The organism is Pseudomonas sp. EL_65y_Pfl2_R96, assembly GCF_963970905.1.
GTDB lineage: Bacteria > Pseudomonadota > Gammaproteobacteria > Pseudomonadales > Pseudomonadaceae > Aquipseudomonas.
Map to the genome: position 1 here is coordinate 193484 of NZ_CAXAQH010000001.1, position 20955 is coordinate 214438.

Genomic DNA, 20955 nt, shown 5'->3' on the forward strand with positions numbered 1-20955 from the left:
TCGCGAGCACGCTCGCTCCCACAGTGGATCTACAGTGAGCCACCTATATTTGGCACACCACAGTTCTAATGTGGGAGCGAGCCTGCTCGCGATGAGGCCAGCCCAGATACCTTGTTTTTAAGCGGGCTCCGCGACCTTCACCGCCTTCAACTCCGCCTCTCGCGCCTGGGCATCGGCCAACCGATACAACTCGATCGAACCGTCCCAATGCTCGATCAGCGCCGTGCACGACTCCACCCAATCCCCGCAATTGAGGTAATCCACCTCGCCAACCTTGCGAATCTCTGCATGGTGAATGTGCCCGCACACCACCCCGTGCAACTCGCGTTTGACGCATTCGTGGGCGATGGCCTCTTCAAAATCGCTGATGAAGCTGACGGCGGTCTTGACCTTGTGCTTGAGGTACGCCGACAGCGACCAGTAGCCGTAGCCATAACGGGCACGCCAATGGTTGAGCCAGCGGTTTAGGGTCAAGGTGAACTCGTAGGCCGAGTCGCCGAGAAAAGCCAGCCAGCGGTGGTAGCGGGTGATCACGTCGAACTGGTCGCCGTGAATCACCAGCAGATGACGGCCATCGGCAGTCACATGCACGGCTTCGTCCACCAGTTGGATATTGCCCAGCATCAGCTTGGAATATCGGCGCAGGAACTCGTCATGGTTGCCGGTGACGTAGATCACCTCCGTGCCGCGCTTGCTCATGGTCAGCAAGCGACGAATCACATTGGTGTGCGCCTGGGGCCAATACATGCCGCTGCGCAGTTTCCAGCCGTCGATGATGTCACCGACCAGGTAGATCTTGTCGGCGTGATAGCCCTTGAGAAACTGCGACAGGTGCTCGGCCTGGCAGTCCCGGGTACCCAAATGCACGTCGGAAATCCACAAGGTCCGCACACGTTGCTTACGGCTGGGTTTGGCGAGCTCGGCGCTGGTCATGGGCAACCCTCTGGACAAGTTTTGGCAAGCTTGCGCCGGTCGGGTTAATTGCCCATGACAATCGCAAGTCAGTCCTGTGACACCGCGCGAACGCGGGGCCTCGGTGTAGACTGACGACCTCACTCAGCAAAATCGCCATGAGACCTGCGATGAGACCGATCCTCACGCTACGCCAGTACGCCCACGACCTGATCGTCCACAGCCACGACCACGCGCAACTGGTGTTCGGGCTGTCGGGCGCGCTGGATTTCGAGGTCGAGGGGCGCGGCAGTCAGGTGGTTCAGCAGAGTTTCGTGGTGGTGCCGTCCGGGGCGCATCATGCCTGCGACAGTGCCCATGGCAGTCGTTGCCTGGTGCTGGATGTGCCGGGCGAACAGTGGGTATCTCAGTCACTGGGGGACCACGCCGAGGCCAGCCGCCGCTTGCTCGACACTGCCGGACGCCTGTCGCTGGACGCCGGGCAAAGCCAACTGGTGAGTTGGCTGGCGGGCACTCAGATCAGTGATCCGCTGATCGCCCAGCAAGGCGCAGTGCTGTTGCTGGCCAGCCTCAACAACGCCAGACCCGACAGTGCGGGCGGTCGGCGCCTGCCGTATGCGGCGCTGAATGCTCACATCGATCAATGCGCGGCCTATCCGCTGCAAGTTGCCGATCTGGCGCGCATTGCCGGCCTGTCCAGCGCTCGCTTGCATGCTCGGTTCGTGGCTGAATGCGGGCAGACACCGATGGACTACATTCGCAGTCGTCGGCTGCACATTGCCGTGGGCTTGCTGCGGGATTCGGCGCTGCCCATTGGCGAGATCGCTTGTCGGGTCGGTTACAGTTCCCAGAGCGCGTTCGCCGCCGCGGTGTTGCGCGAGTTCGGTGCCTCGCCCGGTAAATTGCGACGCGAGGCTGGCGACAAATGACGCGAGTCTGGCGACAGACATAACCGGCTCAGCACGATTCAATGTAGGAGCTGCCGAAGGCTGCGATCTTTTCGGGATCGACAAAGATCAAGATCAAAAGATCGCAGCCTTCGGCAGCGCCTACACATGTGTTCGTTTGTCGTTAAGGACTGCAATGACTCCCCGTACCGCCCTTGGCGCTCTGCATATCGGTGCACTGATGTTCGGCCTGACCGGCGTGTTCGGCAAACTCGCCGCCGCCTCACCCGCAATCATCGTGTTCGGTCGTGCCGCGTTCGCCGTCCTCGCCCTGGCATTTTTCGCCCGGTTCGCCAGTAATACCCGTTGGCAGACACTCGACGCCGTGGACTGGCGCCGCCTGTTGCTCAGCGGCTTGCTGCTGACCGGGCACTGGGTGAGTTTCTTCATGGCGGTGAAGGTGGCCGGGGTGGCGATAGCAACCCTGGGCTTTGCCAGTTTCCCGGCGTTTACCGTGATCCTCGAAGGGCTGATTTTCCGTGAGCGCATCCGCGCCAATGAAATCCTGCTGGTGGTGCTGGTCAGCGTCGGACTGATGCTGGTCACGCCGGACTTCGATCTGGCCAGCGGGGCCACCACCGGCCTGCTGTGGGCGGTGACTTCCGGCTTGCTGTTCGCCCTGTTGTCCCTGACCAACCGCGCCAGCTCCGGACGAATCCCGCCGGTGCAGGCCGCGCTGTGTCAAAACGTGGTGGTTGCGATCTGTCTGCTGCCAGTGGCGGTGCCACAGTTGAGCGAAGTACGCGCCATCGACTGGCTGTGGATCGGCCTGCTCGGGGTGTTTTGCACCGGCGTGGCCCACAGCCTGTTCGTCGCCAGCCTGGCGGTGATCAAGGCCCGGACCGCGTCAGTGGTGTTTGCGCTGGAGCCGGTTTACGGCATCACCCTGGCCTGGCTGTTGTTCGATGAAAACCCGACCCTGCGCATGCTGATCGGCGGTGCGTTGATCATCGTGGCCATCGTGGTTTCCAGCAGGCTCTCCGGCAGCTCAAGCAAGAACGCCGTGGCGGCGCAAGCCCCGTCTCACTGAGTGCGGTCGTTGTGGCCCAGGTCGCGGTCCGGATCGATCTGATCGCGGACCCGCTGCTTGAGCACCTTGGCCTCGGGGAAGCCGCCGTCGGCCTTGCGCTCCCAGAGCTGCACATCGTCACAGAAAATGTGAAAAATCCCGCCAGTGCCAGGCACCAGGGACACTTTGCCCAGGTCGTCACCGAAGGTGCTGAGCAACTCCTGGGCCAGCCAGGCGGCGCGCAGCAACCATTGGCATTGCGTGCAGTAGGTGATGACGATTTCCGGTTTACGTGTGGTCATGATGGGCAAAACTCCTGAGCCTGAGGGCGTCGCCATGATAGCCGCCTTTATCGCTCGCCCCGAGATCCATGCGCGGCCATTTTCGGGCTTTGGCGAAGATGCGGTCCCCGGGGCAAACGTTCCAGGCATCCTCAATAAAATGTGGGAGCGGGCTTGCTCGCGAAGCAGACGACGCGGTTTATCAGAAAAACCGCGTCATCGTTCTTCGCGAGCAAGCCCACATTAGATCTTCAAAACATCCCTATCGGATGCCGGCCAACAGCGTCCGGGCCGTTTCCTTGAGCGGTTCGTCGCCTTCCTTGAGCAACTCGTTAAGCAGCTCGATGGCGCTGTCCAGATCGCCGTCGTCGATGCAGGTCTGGGCCTGCTCGAGTTTGCCCGTGCTGCTCGGCCCGGCCGGTTCAATATCCATCAATTCGGCATTCAGCGGCTCAAGCTCCAGCGGTTGGCCAGGATCGCCGAATTCGTTGAGAAAGCTGTCATCCAGAGATTGAGAGTCAGGTTCGGCGCCCCATTCAAGCTCAGGCTCGCCCAGCGTCGGCTCGTCGGGTATTTCGAAGACATCGGGCAACACATGCAGGTTCGAGGTGAACCCGGGCTCGACTGCCTGCGTTGGCTCATTCGACGGTTTGGCGCTGGACGATGAGTTTTCGAAGGGGCTGATCAGGTCCCAATTCGCATCCATCGACAGGTCATCAAGGTTCAACTGGAACTCATCGCTTGATGCCGCTTCAAGTTGCGCAGGCGTCGGTGGCGTCGCTGCCACGGCAGCGACCGCCGGTGCGGCGCCGATCAGTTTCGGATGGCGGGCGCGGATGTCCTGAAGTTGCTGTGCATCGAACCCGGCGTCTTGCAGGCTGCTTTCCTGCGCATCATAAGCCTGCACATCGCCCTGTTTACCGAGGACTTCCAGCAACTGCACGGCCAGATCGGTGCGCTGGGGTTCCCTGACCAACGCGTCTCGCAACAAACCGGCTGCCTCGGACAAACGGCCGTACGCCAGGTAGATACCGACGCCTTCCAGCACGTCACCGGCGGGCGTCTCTTCGGCCGATCCGGCAACCGGTTGCGCCTGGGACGCCTGCCTCGCCGGTTCTGCTGCACGGTTGAGCACCGGTTCATGGCGCGACGGCGGCACGGGTAACGGCTCGGGCGAGGCCTGAACCTGCTGACGTTGTCGGCGAATGAACACTGCGAGCATTAACAAAGCCAGCAGCACCACCAACCCGGCGATCAACGGCCAATGGGTTGTTTCCGGCGTCTCGGCAAGCACCGGGACCGGCGCCGTCACCTCGGGTGCGACCGGCGGCGCCGATGCCGACGCCTGCTTGACTTCCGCCAATTGGGTTTGCAGCTCGGTCACCTGTTTTTTCTGAGCGGCGATCTGCTCGTCCTGAGCCTGAAGCTTCGCGTGGAGTTCATCGAGAGTCTTTTGCAGCTGCTGGTTCTGCAGCACGCTGGTGGCCAGTTGCTCGGCAACAAGATCACTCGCCGGTGCGGCGGCGGTTTGATCGGCGGCAGGCTTGGGCGCCGAATCCTTCGCAGCAGGTGGCGGAGCAGCAGCCGGTTCGACGGACGGAAACTCGGAGGCCTGAGGGCGCGGCGCGGGGTCGTCATTGGCGGGAACAATCCCCGGTGAACCCGGCGGATCGATCAGCACCGTGTATTCGCGCAGCAAGCGCCCGTTGGGCTGATTGAGCTGCACCAGAAAATTCAGGAAGGGTTCCTTGACCGGTTTACTGGAAGTCACCCGGATCAGGCTGCGGTTGCCCCGCAGGATCGGTGTGAATTTCAGGTCGTTGAGGAAGAACACCCGCTCGACGCCGGCGCGGCTGAATTCCTCCGCCGTCGCCAGGCTGACCGACAGCTCGCCCTCCTCCAGACCACTGGCGTCCACCAGGGCGATGTCCGCCTTGAACGGCTGATTGAGCGCCGAATGCTGGGTGATGTCGCCCAACCCGAGCGCAGGGGCCAATGCCGAGTAAGTGAAGGCACCACCGACCAGCAGCAGCCTGGCGCAACACCGCAATACAACGTGCCAACTCTCGAGCATGAGCATCCCTTAGATAACCAGAACCAACCTGTACGCGTTCGTACATCCGGTACGAACACGATATTGCCTAGTAGTTCTTTATAGTCTGCCCAACGGGGTATCTCAAAAGTCCGGCGCGTGGTTGTGACTCAAGATTTTTCCAGGTTGGCCAGAATGTGCCCGTGGACACGCATACAGACCTTCAAATCCGCCTCATCGACACCTTCGAACAACTCGTGGCGCAGTTGAGTGGCAATGGTTTCAATTTGTTCGATCAACGGCCGGGCCGAGGCACAGAGGACGATTTTTTTCGCCCGGCGGTCTTCCAGCACGGACTGGCGTTGCACCAGGCCCTGACTTTCCAGGCTGTCGAGCAGCCGAGCCAGAGTCGGCCCTTCGACGCCGACGCTTTGCGCCAGTTCGCGCTGGGTCGGGGCATCATCGAAACGCGCCAGGTGCAGCAGCACCAGCCAGCGTGCCTGGGACAGACCCAGGCCAGCCAGTCGGCGGTCCAGTTCGGCACGCCAGCCTCGAGACATCTGGGCCAGTTGCATGCCAAAGCGGTGTTGATCGGTTAACGGCATAAAAAACTCATGGTTAGACTGAAATAGAGAAAAACTAATTATTAGTCAGCTAAGCATGACCTTTGGCTATAGGCAAGGTGTGCGCTGTACTGAATCGATACATCTGTGCGACAGGTCATTCAGATTTCGAATTCCGACTGCAGAGCGGCACGCACGCAATACAAAACACCTTCCGGCACCCGCCCTGCGAACAGCGCGGCAATCTCCGACACGGGCGGCAGTTCGCCTTCGCCGTCGAGGAAGGCGTCCTGGACTTCGCCCATCAAGTCTTCGGGCAGGTCCAGCGCCTGTTCCAGCGACAACTGCTGCTTGCCGATGGCCTCGGCGAGCATCGTGTAGACGTTCTTTTCCGAGCATTGCAACTGACCGGCGATCTGCAGGGGTGTCATGCCGGCCCGGGCGAGCGTGATCAGCTCGTGGCGCACATCGGCCACCACTTTCGGCGCCTCGACCTGACCGCCGAGCACTTCGAGGAAGGCCTCGCCGTAACGTTCCAGCTTGCGCGCGCCGACGCCGCTGACTGTGGCCATTTCCGCCAGCGAAGTTGGCTGGCTGCGGAGCATTTCCAGCAGCGTCGAGTCGGGGAAGATAACGTACGGCGGCACGCCATGCTCTTCGGCGAGTTTGCGGCGCAAGGCACGCAAGGCTTCCCACTGTTCGCGCTCTTCACCGCGAACCAGTTGGCTGGCCTGGCTCTTGCTGCTTTTGGCGGTGGTTTGCGGCTTGAGGTCGCGGCGCAGTTCCAGGGTCACTTCGCCCTTGAGCAACGGCCGGCAGGTGTCGCTCAGGCGCAGCCCGCCGTAGCCCTCAAGATCAATGTCCGCCAAGCCGCGAGCAACAAGCTGTCGGAACAACGAGCGCCATTCACTTTCGCCCAGCGCTTTGCCTACGCCGTATACCGACAAATGCTGATGGCCGAAGCTGCGGACCTTTTCGTTGTCCTTGCCCAGCAACACGTCCACCAGATGACCGACGCCGTAGCGCTGGCCGGTGCGGTAGATCGCCGACAGCGCCTGACGGGCCGGCTCGGTGGCGTCCCATGTCTGTACGCCATCGACGCAGTTGTCGCAGTGGCCGCAGGGCTCGGGCATGTCTTCGTCGAAGTACGCCAGCAGCGTCTGGCGGCGGCAGCGGGTTTCCTCGCAGAGCGAGAGCATGGCGTCGAGCTTGTGCTGTTCCAGACGCTTGTGGCGCTCGTCGCCTTCGGAGTTTTGCAGCATCTGCTTGAGCATCACCACGTCTTGCAGGCCGTAGGCCATCCAGGCATCCGCCGGCAGGCCGTCACGACCGCCGCGACCGGTTTCCTGATAGTAGGCCTCAAGGGACTTCGGCAGATCGAGGTGCGCCACAAAACGCACGTTGGGCTTGTCGATGCCCATGCCGAACGCCACGGTGGCGACCATGATCAGGCCTTCTTCGTTGAGGAAGCGCTTCTGGTGATGAGCCCGTGTGTCGTTGGGCAGGCCGGCGTGGTACGGCAACGCCGGGAAACCTTGCTCGCTGAGGAACACCGCCACTTCGTCGACCTTTTTGCGCGACAGGCAGTAAACGATGCCGGCATCGCTGCGCCGCTCGGCGAGAAACGCCAGCAACTGCTTGCGCGGCTGCTCCTTGGGCACGATGCGATAGAAAATGTTGGGGCGGTCGAAACTCGACAGAAAGCGCTCGGCATCCTGCAAATGCAGGCGATCGACGATTTCTTCCCGGGTGCGCTTATCGGCGGTGGCGGTCAGGGCGATGCGCGGGACGTTGGGGAACAGCTCCGCCAACTGGCCCAGTTGCAGGTATTCACGGCGGAAGTCGTGGCCCCATTGGGACACGCAATGCGCTTCGTCGATGGCGAACAGAGCAATTTCAAGGCTTTGCAGGAAGGCCAGCATCCGCGGCTGAACCAGACGCTCGGGCGCCAGATACAGCATTTTCACTTCGCCACGCTTGATCCGCGCCGCCAGATCACGCTGTTGTTCCGCGCTCAACGTAGAGTTCAACGCCGCCGCCGCGACGCCCAGCTCTTCGAGGGTCGCGACCTGATCGTCCATCAGCGCGATCAGCGGCGACACCACCACCGCCAGGCCCTCGCGCAGCAGCGCCGGCACCTGGAAACACAAGGACTTGCCGCCACCGGTAGGCATCAGCACCAGGGCGTCGCCGCCACTGGCCACGCGCTCAATGATTGCACCCTGACGGCCACGGAAACGGTCGTAGCCGAAGATGTCCTTGAGGACGCGTTGAGCCTGTTCGAGCATAAAAACTCCAAAAATCACCGAAACATCCCTGCAAGGCTGGTTCAGAATCACGCAGGTTGCACTGACAAATCGTAAGTGCGCATTGCATGACGCTTCACATTTCAGCCCGGATGCCAGCAGGGCATCACAAAACGCGGGAGTATACCCGAGGCCTCCCCTGCAAAGGGCGCCGCTGATAAGACGCGCGCAAGCCAATGCAATGCTCCCACAGGGTTTTCTGTTGCCCCCAACCACAGATTCCATCACAAGGGGGCAAATATGCCGCGCGGCTGGCCTGAGCGCTCAAGAAGGCCTAGAATTCCCGCATCGTATATTCTCCCCAAGGTAGCCCTTTAATGTCCTTCGCTGAGCAACTAACCCGCCTGCAAGTCTTCCTCGACGCCGACGAGCTGCATGACGAGGCGCTGGACTATGTGGCCGCCCACGGCTACCTCACCGCGCTGTCGATCTGTTCCGAAAGCGTTCCCGACCGTGAATGGATCGATGCACTCTTCGCCGAAGAGCCGCACTACGCCGACGACACCGAGCGTGAAGCGATCGAATCCACCTTGCTGGCCCTCAAGGCTCACATCGCCCGCCAACTGGCGTCCGACGAAGAGTTCGAGCTGCCGTGCGACCTCGACCTGGGCGACGACCCGGACGACTCCGACCTGCGCGGCTGGTGCATCGGCTTCATGGAAGGCGTGTTCCTGCGCGAAGCGGCCTGGTTCGAAACCGCCGAAGACGAAGTCAGCGAAATGCTGCTGCCGATCATGGTCGGTTCGGGTCTGTTCGACGAACAGCCTGAGTTCTCCGACATCGCGGCCGACGCCAACCTGATGGACGACATGATCGTGCAGATCCCGGAAGCCCTGACCGCGCTGTACCTGCTGTGCAACGCGCCAGACGAAAAACCGGCGATCCTCAAGCCACGTCACCACTAAGGTATTGCCTATGGACAACCCCATAGGCAACCGCCCCCTGATGTTGCGCTACGTGCTGCTGGCCATCGGCTGGCTGAGCGTAGCGTTGGGGGTGATCGGGATTTTCCTGCCGGTACTGCCCACCACGCCATTCCTGTTGCTGGCGGCCGCCTGTTTCGCCCGCAGTTCGCCGCGTTTCTATCACTGGCTGGTTGAACATCCGCGGCTTGGGCCGTGGATTCGCGACTACCTGAGCGGCAACGGCATCCCGCTCAAGGGCAAGGTCTACGCCATCGGGTTGATGTGGGCGAGCATCCTGTTCTCCTGCTACCTGGTGCCATTGCCGTGGGCGCGTGGGTTCATGCTGACCAGTGCGGTGCTGGTGACGGTTTATATCCTCAAGCAGAAAACCCTGCACAAATCTTGAGATTGATCGTTCCCACGGTCCCCGTGGGAACGCCGCCCGGGACGCTCCGCGTCCCCTTCGCCGGTGTGACGCAGAGCGTCACAGGATGCATTCCCACGCAGAGCGTGGGAACGATCATCAACTCTGCCCCTTCGTCCGACGACCTGCCCTTCCTCACTGAAAACACCGCCTAGACTTCAGACATCTGCACCCGAGCAGCCAGACATGTCCCGCAGTCCGCGTAGTCCAGGATGGTCAACGCTCCGGCTTCGGTTCGGCGGATGGCTGTTGCTGGCGAGTTTTCTACTGGCCGGTTTGGGCAGTGTCTGGGCCGACTGGGATTTTGCGCAGGTTCTGCAAACGGCTGAAAAACACCACGGCCCCCTTGGCCCGGCCCGGGGACGGATCGAGGCCTGGAGTCAAATGCTGCAGAGCGAACGCAACCAGCCTGAGCGCGAACAACTGAACGCGGTCAATCGCTTCTTCAATCAACAACTGAGTTTTCAGGACGACATGCGCATCTGGCGTCAGACCGACTATTGGGCCACGCCAGTGGAATCGCTGATCAAGGCCGCTGGCGACTGTGAAGACTACGCCCTGGCGAAATATTTCAGCCTGCGCCACCTCGGAGTTCCCAGCGAAAAACTGCGCATCACCTACGTCAAGGCCCTGACCCAGAACCAGGCGCACATGGTGTTGACCTTCTACAGCATCCCCACGGCCGATCCTCTGGTGCTGGACAACCTGATCGACGAGATCCGCCCCGCCTCCCAACGCAAAGACCTGCTGCCGGTGTACGCCTTCAACGCCGAAGGCCTGTACTTGCCCGGGGCCAACGGCGGTAAACGCAGCAGCGACTCGAAAAAACTGTCGCGCTGGCAAGACGTATTGAAAAAGATGCAAATCGAAGGGTTCGCCGTGGGCGAAGGCTAGCCGCCACAGCAAGGAGCGTTTTATGTCACTGCGCAAACAGTTGTTTCTCGCCATTTGCCTGTTCTTGCTGGTGGCCTTCAGCGGCAGTTTTTTTGTCAGCCTGGAAAGCTCTCGCGAACAGATGCTCGGCCAGTTGCGCTCCCACGCCCAGGACGCCGCCACGGCGTTGGGTCTTTCGCTGACGGCGCAGATCGACGACCCGGCGATAATCGAATTGATGGTCAGCTCGATTTTCGACAGCGGCTATTTCAGCAGTATCCGGGTCGTCAATATGGCGGATGAACAGGTGTTGGTGGAACGCAGCACACCGGCGCGCATCGAGGGCGTTCCGGGCTGGTTCGTCAGTTTGGTGAACCTGCGCCCACAGGGCGGCGATGCGCTGATCATGCGTGGCTGGGAACAGGCGGCACGGGTCGAAGTGCTGAGCAATCCGCAATTCGCCCTGGCCAAACTCTGGGACAGCACCCTTGGCAGCCTGATCTGGCTGCTGATTTGCGGGCTGCTCAGCGCCGTGTTTGGTGGCTGGCTATTGCGCCGGCAATTGCGGCCGCTCGACAACATGGTCAAACAGGCTGAAGCGATCAGCAAACGCGAGTTCCGCAGTTTGCCGAAACTGCCGCGCACACCGGAACTCAAACGCGTGGTGCTGGCCATGAACCAAATGGTCGAAAAACTCAAAGCGTTGTTCGCCGAAGAGGCCGCGCGCAGCGAAAAGCTGCGCGCCGAATCCTATCAGGACAACCTCACGGGCCTGGCCAACCGGCGCTTGCTGGATGAACAACTGGCCGACCAACTACTGGTATCCGAGCAAAGCCGCGACGGTCATTTGTTGATGCTGCGGATCAACGACCTGATCGGCCTCAACCAACGTCTGGGCGGCCAGCGCACCGATGCCCTGATCAGCGCCGTCGGCGAATTGCTCTCGCGCCTGACGCAACCAGCGGAACGTCGCACCTGGCTCGCGGCGCGCAATCGCGGTGGCGAATTCAGCTTGCTGACCCCAGGCCTGGACAATAAGGGTGCCGCACGCCTGGCTTCGGAAATCAGCGCCACCCTGGAAAACCTGCGCCTGACCGGCGCCAGCGATTGCATGCCGGTGGCGCACCTGGGCATGGTCGCCTATCACCCCGGCGAGGCGACCGGCGACGTGCTGCTGCGCCTCGATCAGGCACTGACCCAAGCCCGGCAACACCCCGAACGGCCGTGGATATATCTGGCCCACTCCGATAATGCGCTCAACCAGTCCCAATACGACTGGCGCAACTGGATCGACGACGCGCTGACCGAGGGCAAGATGCAGCTGTATTTCCAACCGGTGGTGCAGTGCGCCGACACCAGCCAGGTGTTGCATCACAAAGTCCTGGCGCGCCTGCTCGACCCTCAGGGCGAAGCGATTGCCGCCGGGCATTTCCTGCCATGGATCGAACGCCTTGGCTGGTCGGCGCGGTTCGATCTGGCGATGCTCGAAACCACCCTCGAATACCTCGCCGCCAACCGTTGGCCACTCGCACTGAGCCTGTCCGGCAGCACCCTGCGCGATCAGGCTCAGCTGAAACTGATCTGCGACCTGCTTGAATCACTGCCCGAACTGGCGTCGCTGCTGACCCTGGAAATCGACGAACGCCAACTGCCGCCCCCCGAAGAACTGCAACGCCTGAGCCACAGCCTGCTCAACACCGGTTACCGCATCGGTTTGCAGCACTTTGGCGGCAGCTTCAGCCAGATCGGCAACCTGACGCAACTGGGGCTGGCCTACCTGAAAATCGACGGAGCGTACATTCGGGGAATTGATGAGCAGAGTGACAAGCGCTTGTTCATCGAGGCGATTTTCCGGGCGACCAACAGCATTGATCTGCCGTTGATTGCCGAGATGGTGGAGACACAGGGGGAGTTGGAAGTGATTCGGGAGCTGGGGTTGTTTGGGGTAATGGGGCGGTTGATTGGGCCGCCGGAGCCGATGTGAGGGATTCGACCGCTCATCTTAAACCTGTGTACTCCTGTCAGATCCGACAGTAGGCAAACATTCGCGCTGACTATCTAATCCATCCATATCGGTGCCGCCCATTCGGGAGGCCAGGCGCCTCTATGGAAGGAACGCATTCATGAACAGCCCAGTGACAAACGCTGCCCCAGCCTCCAATGGACAAATCGTTGTATTCCCGCCCGATCGCGGCATCGGTGTGCTGGCCGTAGACCGACCCTTCCCACCGGGTTACAAACCGCAGGGCGACGGTGCTTTGGGGATCAACATCAACATGGTGCACGGCGACCGTGACGGCTTGCTGGTCTACATCCTGGCCTACCTGAATATGGCCGTCGGCGACCACATCAAGGTTTATATCGAAACAAAAAACGCGCCCGTCACTGAGTTCCCGGTCACCGACGCGCATTTCGATGCTGAAGGGAACGCAAAAAACATTCCGTTCCATATCTCGGCCAAAGACATGGAAGCCAGGTTTCTGCCTCTGCAGCCCGAGAACAAGGACTTCTGGTTCGAAGTTCAGCGCGTGAGCGACAACGCCGAAAAATCACCGCCTGTTCCGTTGTTCTACAAATACCCGGCGCCCGGCGAAGCGGACACTGACGGCGGCAAGCCATTCAACCAGGGCCTCAAGTTGCCCGTTGCCTCGGAAAGCTTCGTCGATCAGACCGTGATCGATGACGGCATGTTCGTAACCGTGCCGGAGTACTTCAATCAGTCCATCGGTGATGTGGTGGTGCTTGCCTTCGGATCGCTGCTCCTGGAGAGCACCGTCACCGCGTTAGGTGATGTTGTCTTTGAGCTGACACCAGAAATGCTCGCCACCCTGAAGCCCACCAACAGCCTGGTGGTGCGCTGGGAAGTATTCGACGTGGTGGAGAACTCCAGCGGCTGGTCGGATGCACTCATCCTCTCTTTCAAACCTGGCGTCGTGTTGCTGGCTGCACCGATTTTTGCACAGGCCGACCCCGACAACGTGGTGCATCACGATGGGCTCGCGGGTGGTGCCATGACGGTGCTAGTCACCGGGGTATTCGCAAAAGATGATCTGATCGAACTGACCCTGGAAGGACTCACGAAAGGTGGCGCCCCAGTCACCCACACCTATAGCCGGACGCTGACTGCCGCCAGCAGGACAGTGGATTTTCCGGTCGAGAATGAGCGGGTACGAAACTTGATCGGGGGCTCCTTGCACGCGTCCTACAGGTTGATCAAGGCCAGCAAGACCCAGCTTTCGAAACCCGCCGATGTCACCATCACGGGCACATCCCAGCCATTGGGCCTGCCGATTGTCGAACCGCTGGCAGACAACAAACTGCCGGTCGACACCGCCATGGCCACGGTGCGGGTCGCTGAATATTGGCCCTTGAAAAAAGGAGCTACGGTCGAAGCTCGCTGGCAAACCACCGATCAGGACGGGATTGTGGCCCTGTTCATTTTCCGACTGATCGTCACCGACCCGACACAGCCGGTCACCTTTCAAGTGCCCGCCAAATACATCGCGCCCTACGCCAATACCCCATTGACGGTGCAATGCATGATCACCAATCCGGGTGAGGTGCAGGTGTTTTCCGAATGGCTGCAATTGATGATTGGCGAGGAAGCGAAGATCGAGTTGTTGCCGCCACTTCTGGTCAAGCCGGCCGCCAATCCGATCGACCCGTTAGGTGATCTTCCGACGGTGCGGGTCGAATTTCTGGCGGCGATTGCACAAGACCGGGCGAGGCTGGTGGAAAGGAAAGCGCCGGTCGGCTCCCAGCCCTTCCCGCTTACTCTTCTGAACAAGAACAAGCGCGCCAACTTTTTGCTGAACCGGGAGTTTCTTGTAGCCCGTCAAGGCACGTCGCTTGAGTTGTTCTGGAACTTGAATCGTGACGGGAAAAAAGTCACGTCATCGGAATCATTGGCCTTGACGCTCAAGCCGATTGCGGCCGAAGACTCGCGGTTTCCAACACCGGGGATTGAGGGAGCCACCACGGAGCTGGACGTGACCACGCTGCTACCCACTGCGCAGCTCACCGTGGCCGAATGGCTGGGTCAGGCGTCGGGGCAGTGTGTCTGGTTGCGGTACGACGGTTTCGACGCCAATGATGCAGCGGTTTCTCTGGAGCTTTTTAAAGGAGAAGCGCACAACGGATCATCGGGATTCAGTTGTCCGGCGCAAGTAGACTGGTTGAGCGCACTTGGGCACGGAACTGTGTTGACCATCAGTTTCAAGGTGAATTTTAACCAGAAGGCAAATTTTACGACGGCAGTGCTTTTTCCTAAGCGCACCTATACCGTCAAGGCAGTTGAACTGGTACAACCGACCATCGAGTTGGTGAAAACTTCCAAAGGCGATGTCATTCCGGACAAAGGAAACACATTTGAGAGCAACCTGAATGTGAGCGGAACCGCATCGAAAAACCTAACTGTCGAACTTTTTGTCCAAGGAAACTCCAAAGGCGTGTGGCCAGTCGACGGAGTGGGAAAATGGCAAACTTCGCCACTCTCTTTTTCCGAGGGAGATAATACTTTAATAGCCAAAGCGAAGTACGGCACAGAACCGGAATCTGAGAAACGAAACTTCATTATCAGGCCGACCCTGAAAGATGAACTGACCACATTTAGGAGCGGAACATTCGAAGGGTGGGTACGTGGCCCCATCACAGACCCGAGAGATTTGCGTATTATTTCGCACCAAGGCCGTAACGTACTGTTCAACAATACTTACAGCAGCTTGGCAGGCATCTTCCTAAAAAAATCCTTTCCGAATTTTAAAATAGGACAGCGTTATCAATTTTCCATTGAAGCCATCAGAATCGACGTGGGTGGGGGCAACGTTGCACCTGTAATTTCTTTGAGTACCAGTCAAGGCCCGCTGACCGGAACCTCTGCCCTTACAATAAACTGGACAGCACTGTCTGGAGTATTCACTGCACAAACCAACTCTTTGGAATTGTACATAAATACTCATCAGGCAACTCATGTCAGCAATGATTACGCAGTGGTAAATCTACGTATAAGAGCCATCTGAGAAACGGTGTAGAAAATGGGGGCGAATTTATTTATTCGCCCCTTCCTTACCCAGCTTGGGTGAGCAATCAACGATCGGGTTTAGCAGCCCGACTTTGATCAAGGACGCATAAGGAGCGTCACTATGTCCAAAGGCACACCCAATCCCCTGATACCGATATCGTTTCCGAAAGTAAAGACTGACCACTCGTCTAAAACCGTGCGCATTCTGTCAGATCTGACAGTAGTCAGTCTTCCCAGCCTGGTGTGTGATCAACCTCGTCCCGAAAGGACTCAGGACTTGTCACCTTCCAGGAGAACATGATGGATATCCAGTCCGCCGCGTTGAACGAACTGTTTGTGCTGTATCCGGTAATCATCCCGGGATGGGTGTCCCCGGTGAAACCTGCCTACATCGCTCACGGCGGCATTCCCAAATCCCTTTACGATGGCCAGCCCAAGGGCCTTGAGTGTCTGGTCGACCCATGGACCGAGGCATGCGCCCGGACACTGGCGGTGGATGACCGCGTTGATTTGTACATCAACAACGACCCCACCCCCGTGACCGGCAAGACTGTCGATCCGGGAGAGGAGCGACTGCGCATGCGCCTGTACGTGCCTCACGGGCGGCTGCGCCATGGCGTCAACAGACTCCATTACAAAGTCACCCGACCCAGTGGCATCGTCAAACCCTCTCGGGATTTGAATGTGCTGTATCACCTGCGCTCCCCTGGTGAACCTGCGCCGAAAAGCCTGAGTCTGGTGATCCCGCCCGACGTTATCACGTATGGGGTGAGCGCCGAGTGGGCGGTGCGAGGCGTGACGTTCGGGTTCGATTATGCCAACCGACGAACCCACGACCGTATTCGCTTTCTGCTGGGCGATGTGACGGTTGAATGGGAGGTACTCGACACCTCGGTGCCGGAGACCAGAACACTGTTCACCGACACGTTCCAGCACGTGGGTGACAACCCGAACACGCTGGTCGACTTCGTGGTGTTCGACCAATTGGGCAACTTCAGCCAGTCGCCCACCAAGCGCCTGGATATTCACCTCGATCGTCTTGCGCTATCGGCCCCGACCGTCAAGGGCATGACCGGCACCCACTTCAACCCCACTCAACCGGAAGTCAGGGTAGTGGTGCCTCAAGGCTCGCTATTGCCCAGCGACAAGCTGACCGTGATCTGGAAAGGTGCCAGCGATGTCCCGACGGGTTCCTACATCAGCCCGCAACGCCCGGTCAGCGCCGGGCTGGAAATTGCGGTGCCCCGTTCGATGCTGGCCTACAGCCTGAACAAAACCGTCACCGTCAGCTATGTCATCGAACGCAACGGCAAACCCTCCACCTCACCGCCCCTGAACCCGAACATTCTTGCGCTGTCGCCGACCGCCTTGATTCCACCCAAAATTCTTGAGGCCGATGCCAACAACCTGCTGGACGTGATCGCACTCGGTACTGCAAACGCCACAATCCATGCGTTGCCTTGGACGCTGATTGAAGCAGGCCAACCGTGCTGGCTGAGTCTGGAGGGCCAGAGGGCGGACGGTACGGCGCATAACTTGCAGCTGTGGAATGGCCTCCCGGCACAGGTCAATGCAATGTGGGTCAACCAGGGATTCTGGCCCGCAGCACTGGCCAGCAACTACCTTAAGCAACTCGGGCCGGGCTCCACGCTGACGATCAAGTTCAAGGCGTCGCTGGACAAAAGCAATGACCCGGCCAAAGCCACGGTGTTTCCGGATCGCCTGTACACGATCAAGGTTCTGCCGTGGGTGAACCCGACCATTACCTCAGTCAAAGGTGGTTCTGCCAGCGGCCCGGAGATTCCTCACGGCACCTCCACCCACCATACAACGCTTGTGTTGAAAGGCAGGGCGAGCGCCAACAAGAAGATTGATCTGTTCGACAAGGGCGCTTTCAAAGCCACGGTCAACATTGGCCCGACGCAAGAATGGACGCATACACTGACCAGCCTGGCGCAGGGGGATCATGGTTATTCGGTGACACCCAACTCTGCCAATCGGCCGGGATCGACAGCGAGAACGCTTAAGATCTTTGTTCCACTATCGGACGAGGTGACTCGGTTCAAGAACGGCCTGAACGGATGGGAAATCGGACCTGCCGCAAGAGATCCTAAAGATATTGCCCTTGGTACTTACCATGGGCGTACCGGGTTGACTAACAGCACGCATACCAATAATTGCGCTGGAGTGGTTTTACACAAGTCATTTTCAAACCTGATCATCGGCCGGACGTATGAATTCAGCATTCTGGCTGCCAATGGAGAAGGGCCTCACCTGGCTGTGTTTTCACTGCAGACAAATGCGGGGACGACAACCGGGCAATTTACGCCTCCCCGGCACACCTGGTCACCTTACTCAGTCAGGTTCACAGCTCAATCATTGCCGATAACATTGTCAGTGGTCAGTCATGTGGCGACGAGAGACGCAAATGACTATTTCTTGACTGAGCTGCGGATAAAGGCTGCGTGAAGAAGGACCGGGCTTCACCAGATCAATCAAAAGATCGCAGCCTTCGGCAGAGACTGACTGCTCTGCTTAAATCGTGCACTACCTGTCAGATCTGACAGTAGCCAGTCTTCCCAGCCTGATATGTGATACCCGCGTCCCGAGAGGACTCAGGACTTATCACTTTCCAGGAGAGCAGGATGGATATCCAATCCGCCGCGTTGAACGAATTGTTTGTGCTGTATCCCGTAATCATCCAGGGTTGGGTGTCCCCGGTAAAACCTGCCGACATCGCTCACGGCGGCATTCCCAAAGCCCTTTACGACGGCCAGGCCCAGGGCCTTGAATGCCTGGTCGATCCCTGGACCGAGCTGCAGCTGCGCTCCTGGATCATGGCGGCCGATGACCGCGTGGATTTGTATGTCAACGGCGATCCCACCCCCGTGACCGGCAAGACTATCGCTTCGGGGGAGGAGCAACTGCGCGTGCGTCTGTACCTGCCGCACGGTTACCTGATGCAGGGCGTCAACCGGCTGCATTACAAAGTCACCCGACCCGGTGGCAACGTCGAACCGTCTCGGGATTTGAATGTGTTGTACCACCTGCGGCCTGCGGACAACCTGGATCTGGTGATCCCGGCCGACGTGCTCAAGGATGGCGTCAGCGCCGCACGGGCGGCGCAAGGGGTAGAGTTCGGGTTCACCTATGCCAACCGGCGCAACCATGACCGCATCGAATTTCTGCTGGGCGACACCCAGGTCAGGTTCGACGTTCCCGACGGCACCGCGCCGATCACCCACACACTGTTCACCGACACGTTCCAGAAGGCGGGCGACAACCCGAGTGCTGTGGCCGAGTTCTATGTCGTCGACCAGTTGGGCAACCGGGTCAAATCCCCGGAGAAGCGGCTGGACATTCATCTCGACCGACTGGACCTGTCGGCCCCGACCGTCAAGGGCCAGACCGGTACCAACTTCAGCCCGACCCAGCCGGAAGTCCGGGCGCTGGTGCCGCAGGGCTCATTGTTGCCCAGCGACAAGCTGAGCGTGATCTGGAAAGGTGCCACCGATGTACCAGCGGGGTCATACCCCAGCCCGCAACGTTTGGTCAGTGCCGGGCTGGAAATTGCGGTGCCCCGTTCGGTGCTGGCCTACAGCCTGACCAAAACCGTCACCGTCACCTATGTCATCGAACGCAACGGCAAACTCTCCCCTTCACTGCCCCTGAATCTGAACATTCTTGCGCTGCCGGCGACGGCGCTGATCCCGCCGAAGATCGTCGAGGCCGACGCCAACAACTTTCTGGACGTGATGGCGCTGGGCAGCAAAAACGCGACCATTCATGCATTGCTCCACACGCTGATCGAAGCGGGCCAGCCGTGCTGGTTGAGTCTGGAAGGCAAGAAGGGGGACGGCACGACGCACAACCTGGTGCGGTGGAACGGCCTCCCATCCCAGGTCAACGCCACCTGGATCAACCAGGGATTCTGGCCCAACGGGCTGCCCAACAGCTACCTCAAGCAACTCGGGCACGGCACCACGCTGACGATCAAGTTCAAGGTGTCGCTGGACAAGAGCAACAACCCGGCCACGGCCACGGTATTTCCGGATCGCACCTATACCATCAAGGCGATGGAGCTGGTGGTGCCGACCCTCGACAACGTATTGGACGCCGGCAACAAAGAAGTGCTGGAGGGCGGGCTCACCGTGAGCACCACGCTGAAGCTGAAGGGCACCGCCAGCAAGGGGCAGCCCGTCGAGATCTTCGACGGCAGCGGCGCGAGCGCGGTATCCAAGGGCACGGTGAGCGCCAACCCGACGACAGGGATTTGGGAACACACGATCACCGTTCCGGTGGGCGGTCGCCGCTTGTATGCCCAGTCGCGGTATCACCCCACCTCCGTTTATTCCAACGTGCGCACCCTGACCGTGACGGCGGTGGTTGCACCGACTATTTCCTCAGTCAAAGGCTCCCCGAGCGGGGTCGAGATCCCCAATGGCGGCACCACCGTCGAAACCAGCGTGACCCTGACCGGCACCGCCAGCAAGGGGCAGTCCGTCGAGATCTTCGACGGCAGCGGCGCGAGCGCGGTGTCCAAGGGTACGGCGACTGCCCATCCGACGACGGGGGACTGGGAGCGCACGATCACCGTGCCGGTGGGTGGTCGCCGCTTGTATGCCAAATCGCTGTATCACAGCACCGCGACCTACTCCAATGTGCACCTGTTGACGGTGGTCGCCGTCGTGTCGCCGACCATCACCTCAGTGAAGGGCGGCTCCGCCAGCGGCCCCGAGATTCCCAATGGCACCTCCACCACCGCGACCACGTTCGTGTTCACTGGTAAGGCGAGTGCCAATCAGAAGATCGAACTGCGTGACAAGGGCGCAGAGAAAGCCACGATCCCCGTTGGCCCGACAGGCAATTACTCGCATACCCTCACCGACCAGGCGCAGGGGGATCACAGCTACACGGTTAAAGCGACTTACGGGGCGTTGCCGGAATCAGCGGCCCGGACGTTGAAGGTAGTGGCAGGACTGTCTGCCGGTAATGATAGAACGCTTGTTCTTTCCGGCTTCATTGTTGCCCAAGATCGCGCACCAAGAAACTTTCCAGCAGCCGCTATCTTTACGCAACAAGCAAGTGGCGGCCTGAGCCCTTACAAGAGTTACACGTCGAACAATCCGAGCGTCGCCAGTGTGACAAACCAAGGTACAGTCACCTGCAAAGCCAATGGAACTGCGACCATTACCGTTACGGATTCCGCCAATGCCACAGCAAGTTACATTGTGCAGGTCAGCGGAATCAAAACCATGCTTAGAAATGACGCTACCTGGCGCACATGGCCAGAAGCCTATAACTACTGCCAAGCCAGGGGCGGCCGCTTAGCCACACTGAGCCAAATGCAGGCGTTCTATAACCTCTATGCCCGAGAAGGAGGGAATGTCGCAGCGTTACTGGGGTGGCCGCTCATACAAAATCACCCCAGTGCGTTGTTTGGCGCTTGGGTGGCGGATGGGGGTGGAGGTTCACATTATTTTTTCAACCTTACCGGAACTCTGGCCCACGGCTATAACGCTCCATATGGTCCCCATGGTGACGGCTATAGACGACCGGCGTTGTGCCTGATTGGTTGAGTATCAGCCAACCACTCTATCGACTGGAAGTCTATGTAACAGCCCATAGAAAACCCGCCCTCCCGTTTAACCGGGAGGGCGGGTTTTGTCTTTTCAGCTGTCAG

At 59.7% G+C, this 20955-nt stretch carries 14 protein-coding genes; 9 read left to right on the top strand and 5 right to left on the bottom strand.

Features of this window, described 5'->3' with window-relative positions:
- Window positions 1–117: 117 nt before the first annotated feature.
- On the bottom strand, window positions 118–933 hold the full coding sequence (locus tag AACY49_RS00945) for a UDP-2,3-diacylglucosamine diphosphatase (RefSeq protein ID WP_258697011.1): 816 nt from the start codon (window positions 931–933) through the stop codon (window positions 118–120).
- Between the two features lie 149 nt (window positions 934–1082).
- Between AACY49_RS00945 and AACY49_RS00950 the strand changes: the two genes are divergently transcribed.
- Together AACY49_RS00950 and AACY49_RS00955 are read left to right on the top strand one after the other, a co-directional pair.
- On the top strand, window positions 1083–1841 hold the full coding sequence (locus tag AACY49_RS00950; protein WP_339521390.1) for a helix-turn-helix transcriptional regulator: 759 nt from the start codon (window positions 1083–1085) through the stop codon (window positions 1839–1841).
- Between the two features lie 154 nt (window positions 1842–1995).
- On the top strand, window positions 1996–2889 hold the full coding sequence (locus AACY49_RS00955; protein ID WP_339521391.1) for a DMT family transporter: 894 nt from the start codon (window positions 1996–1998) through the stop codon (window positions 2887–2889).
- On the opposite strand, the gene AACY49_RS00960 is transcribed toward AACY49_RS00955, so the two are convergent.
- The 4 genes from AACY49_RS00960 to recQ form a co-directional block, all read right to left on the bottom strand.
- Window positions 2883–3170, bottom strand: coding sequence for a SelT/SelW/SelH family protein (locus tag AACY49_RS00960; protein WP_258697014.1), 288 nt, complete (start codon window positions 3168–3170; stop codon window positions 2883–2885). The genes AACY49_RS00955 and AACY49_RS00960 overlap by 7 nt on opposite strands.
- Window positions 3171–3411: 241 nt before the next feature.
- Window positions 3412–5223 (bottom strand): FimV/HubP family polar landmark protein, encoded by a 1812-nt coding sequence (locus AACY49_RS00965; protein WP_339521392.1) that lies wholly within the window; start codon window positions 5221–5223, stop codon window positions 3412–3414.
- A gap of 128 nt (window positions 5224–5351) precedes the next feature.
- On the bottom strand, window positions 5352–5786 hold the full coding sequence (locus tag AACY49_RS00970) for a MarR family transcriptional regulator (protein ID WP_258697016.1): 435 nt from the start codon (window positions 5784–5786) through the stop codon (window positions 5352–5354).
- A 119-nt stretch (window positions 5787–5905) separates the two neighbouring features.
- Window positions 5906–8032, bottom strand: coding sequence for a DNA helicase RecQ (gene recQ / locus AACY49_RS00975; RefSeq protein WP_258697017.1), 2127 nt, complete (start codon window positions 8030–8032; stop codon window positions 5906–5908).
- A 335-nt stretch (window positions 8033–8367) separates the two neighbouring features.
- Here recQ and AACY49_RS00980 point away from each other — a divergent pair, with 335 nt between their 5' ends.
- The 7 genes from AACY49_RS00980 to AACY49_RS01010 all read left to right on the top strand — a co-directional run bounded on the left by AACY49_RS00980 (window position 8368) and on the right by AACY49_RS01010 (window position 20851).
- A complete protein-coding gene (locus AACY49_RS00980) occupies window positions 8368–8955 on the top strand; it encodes a YecA family protein (protein WP_258697018.1) in 588 nt (195 codons plus the stop codon).
- A gap of 10 nt (window positions 8956–8965) precedes the next feature.
- A complete protein-coding gene (locus AACY49_RS00985; RefSeq protein WP_339521393.1) occupies window positions 8966–9361 on the top strand; it encodes a YbaN family protein in 396 nt (131 codons plus the stop codon).
- A 204-nt stretch (window positions 9362–9565) separates the two neighbouring features.
- Window positions 9566–10273 carry a cysteine protease LapG gene (gene lapG / locus AACY49_RS00990; RefSeq protein ID WP_339521394.1) on the top strand — a complete coding sequence of 236 codons (708 nt, stop codon included), beginning with the start codon at window positions 9566–9568 and terminating at the stop codon, window positions 10271–10273.
- Between the two features lie 22 nt (window positions 10274–10295).
- A complete protein-coding gene (lapD, locus tag AACY49_RS00995) occupies window positions 10296–12236 on the top strand; it encodes a cyclic di-GMP receptor LapD (RefSeq protein ID WP_339521395.1) in 1941 nt (646 codons plus the stop codon).
- Between the two features lie 139 nt (window positions 12237–12375).
- Complete coding sequence (locus AACY49_RS01000) at window positions 12376–15270, top strand: hypothetical protein (protein ID WP_339521396.1); 2895 nt, start codon at window positions 12376–12378, stop codon at window positions 15268–15270.
- A gap of 494 nt (window positions 15271–15764) precedes the next feature.
- A complete protein-coding gene (locus AACY49_RS01005) occupies window positions 15765–17741 on the top strand; it encodes a hypothetical protein (protein ID WP_339521397.1) in 1977 nt (658 codons plus the stop codon).
- Between the two features lie 176 nt (window positions 17742–17917).
- A complete protein-coding gene (locus AACY49_RS01010; protein WP_339521398.1) occupies window positions 17918–20851 on the top strand; it encodes an Ig-like domain-containing protein in 2934 nt (977 codons plus the stop codon).
- Window positions 20852–20955 lie beyond the last annotated feature (104 nt).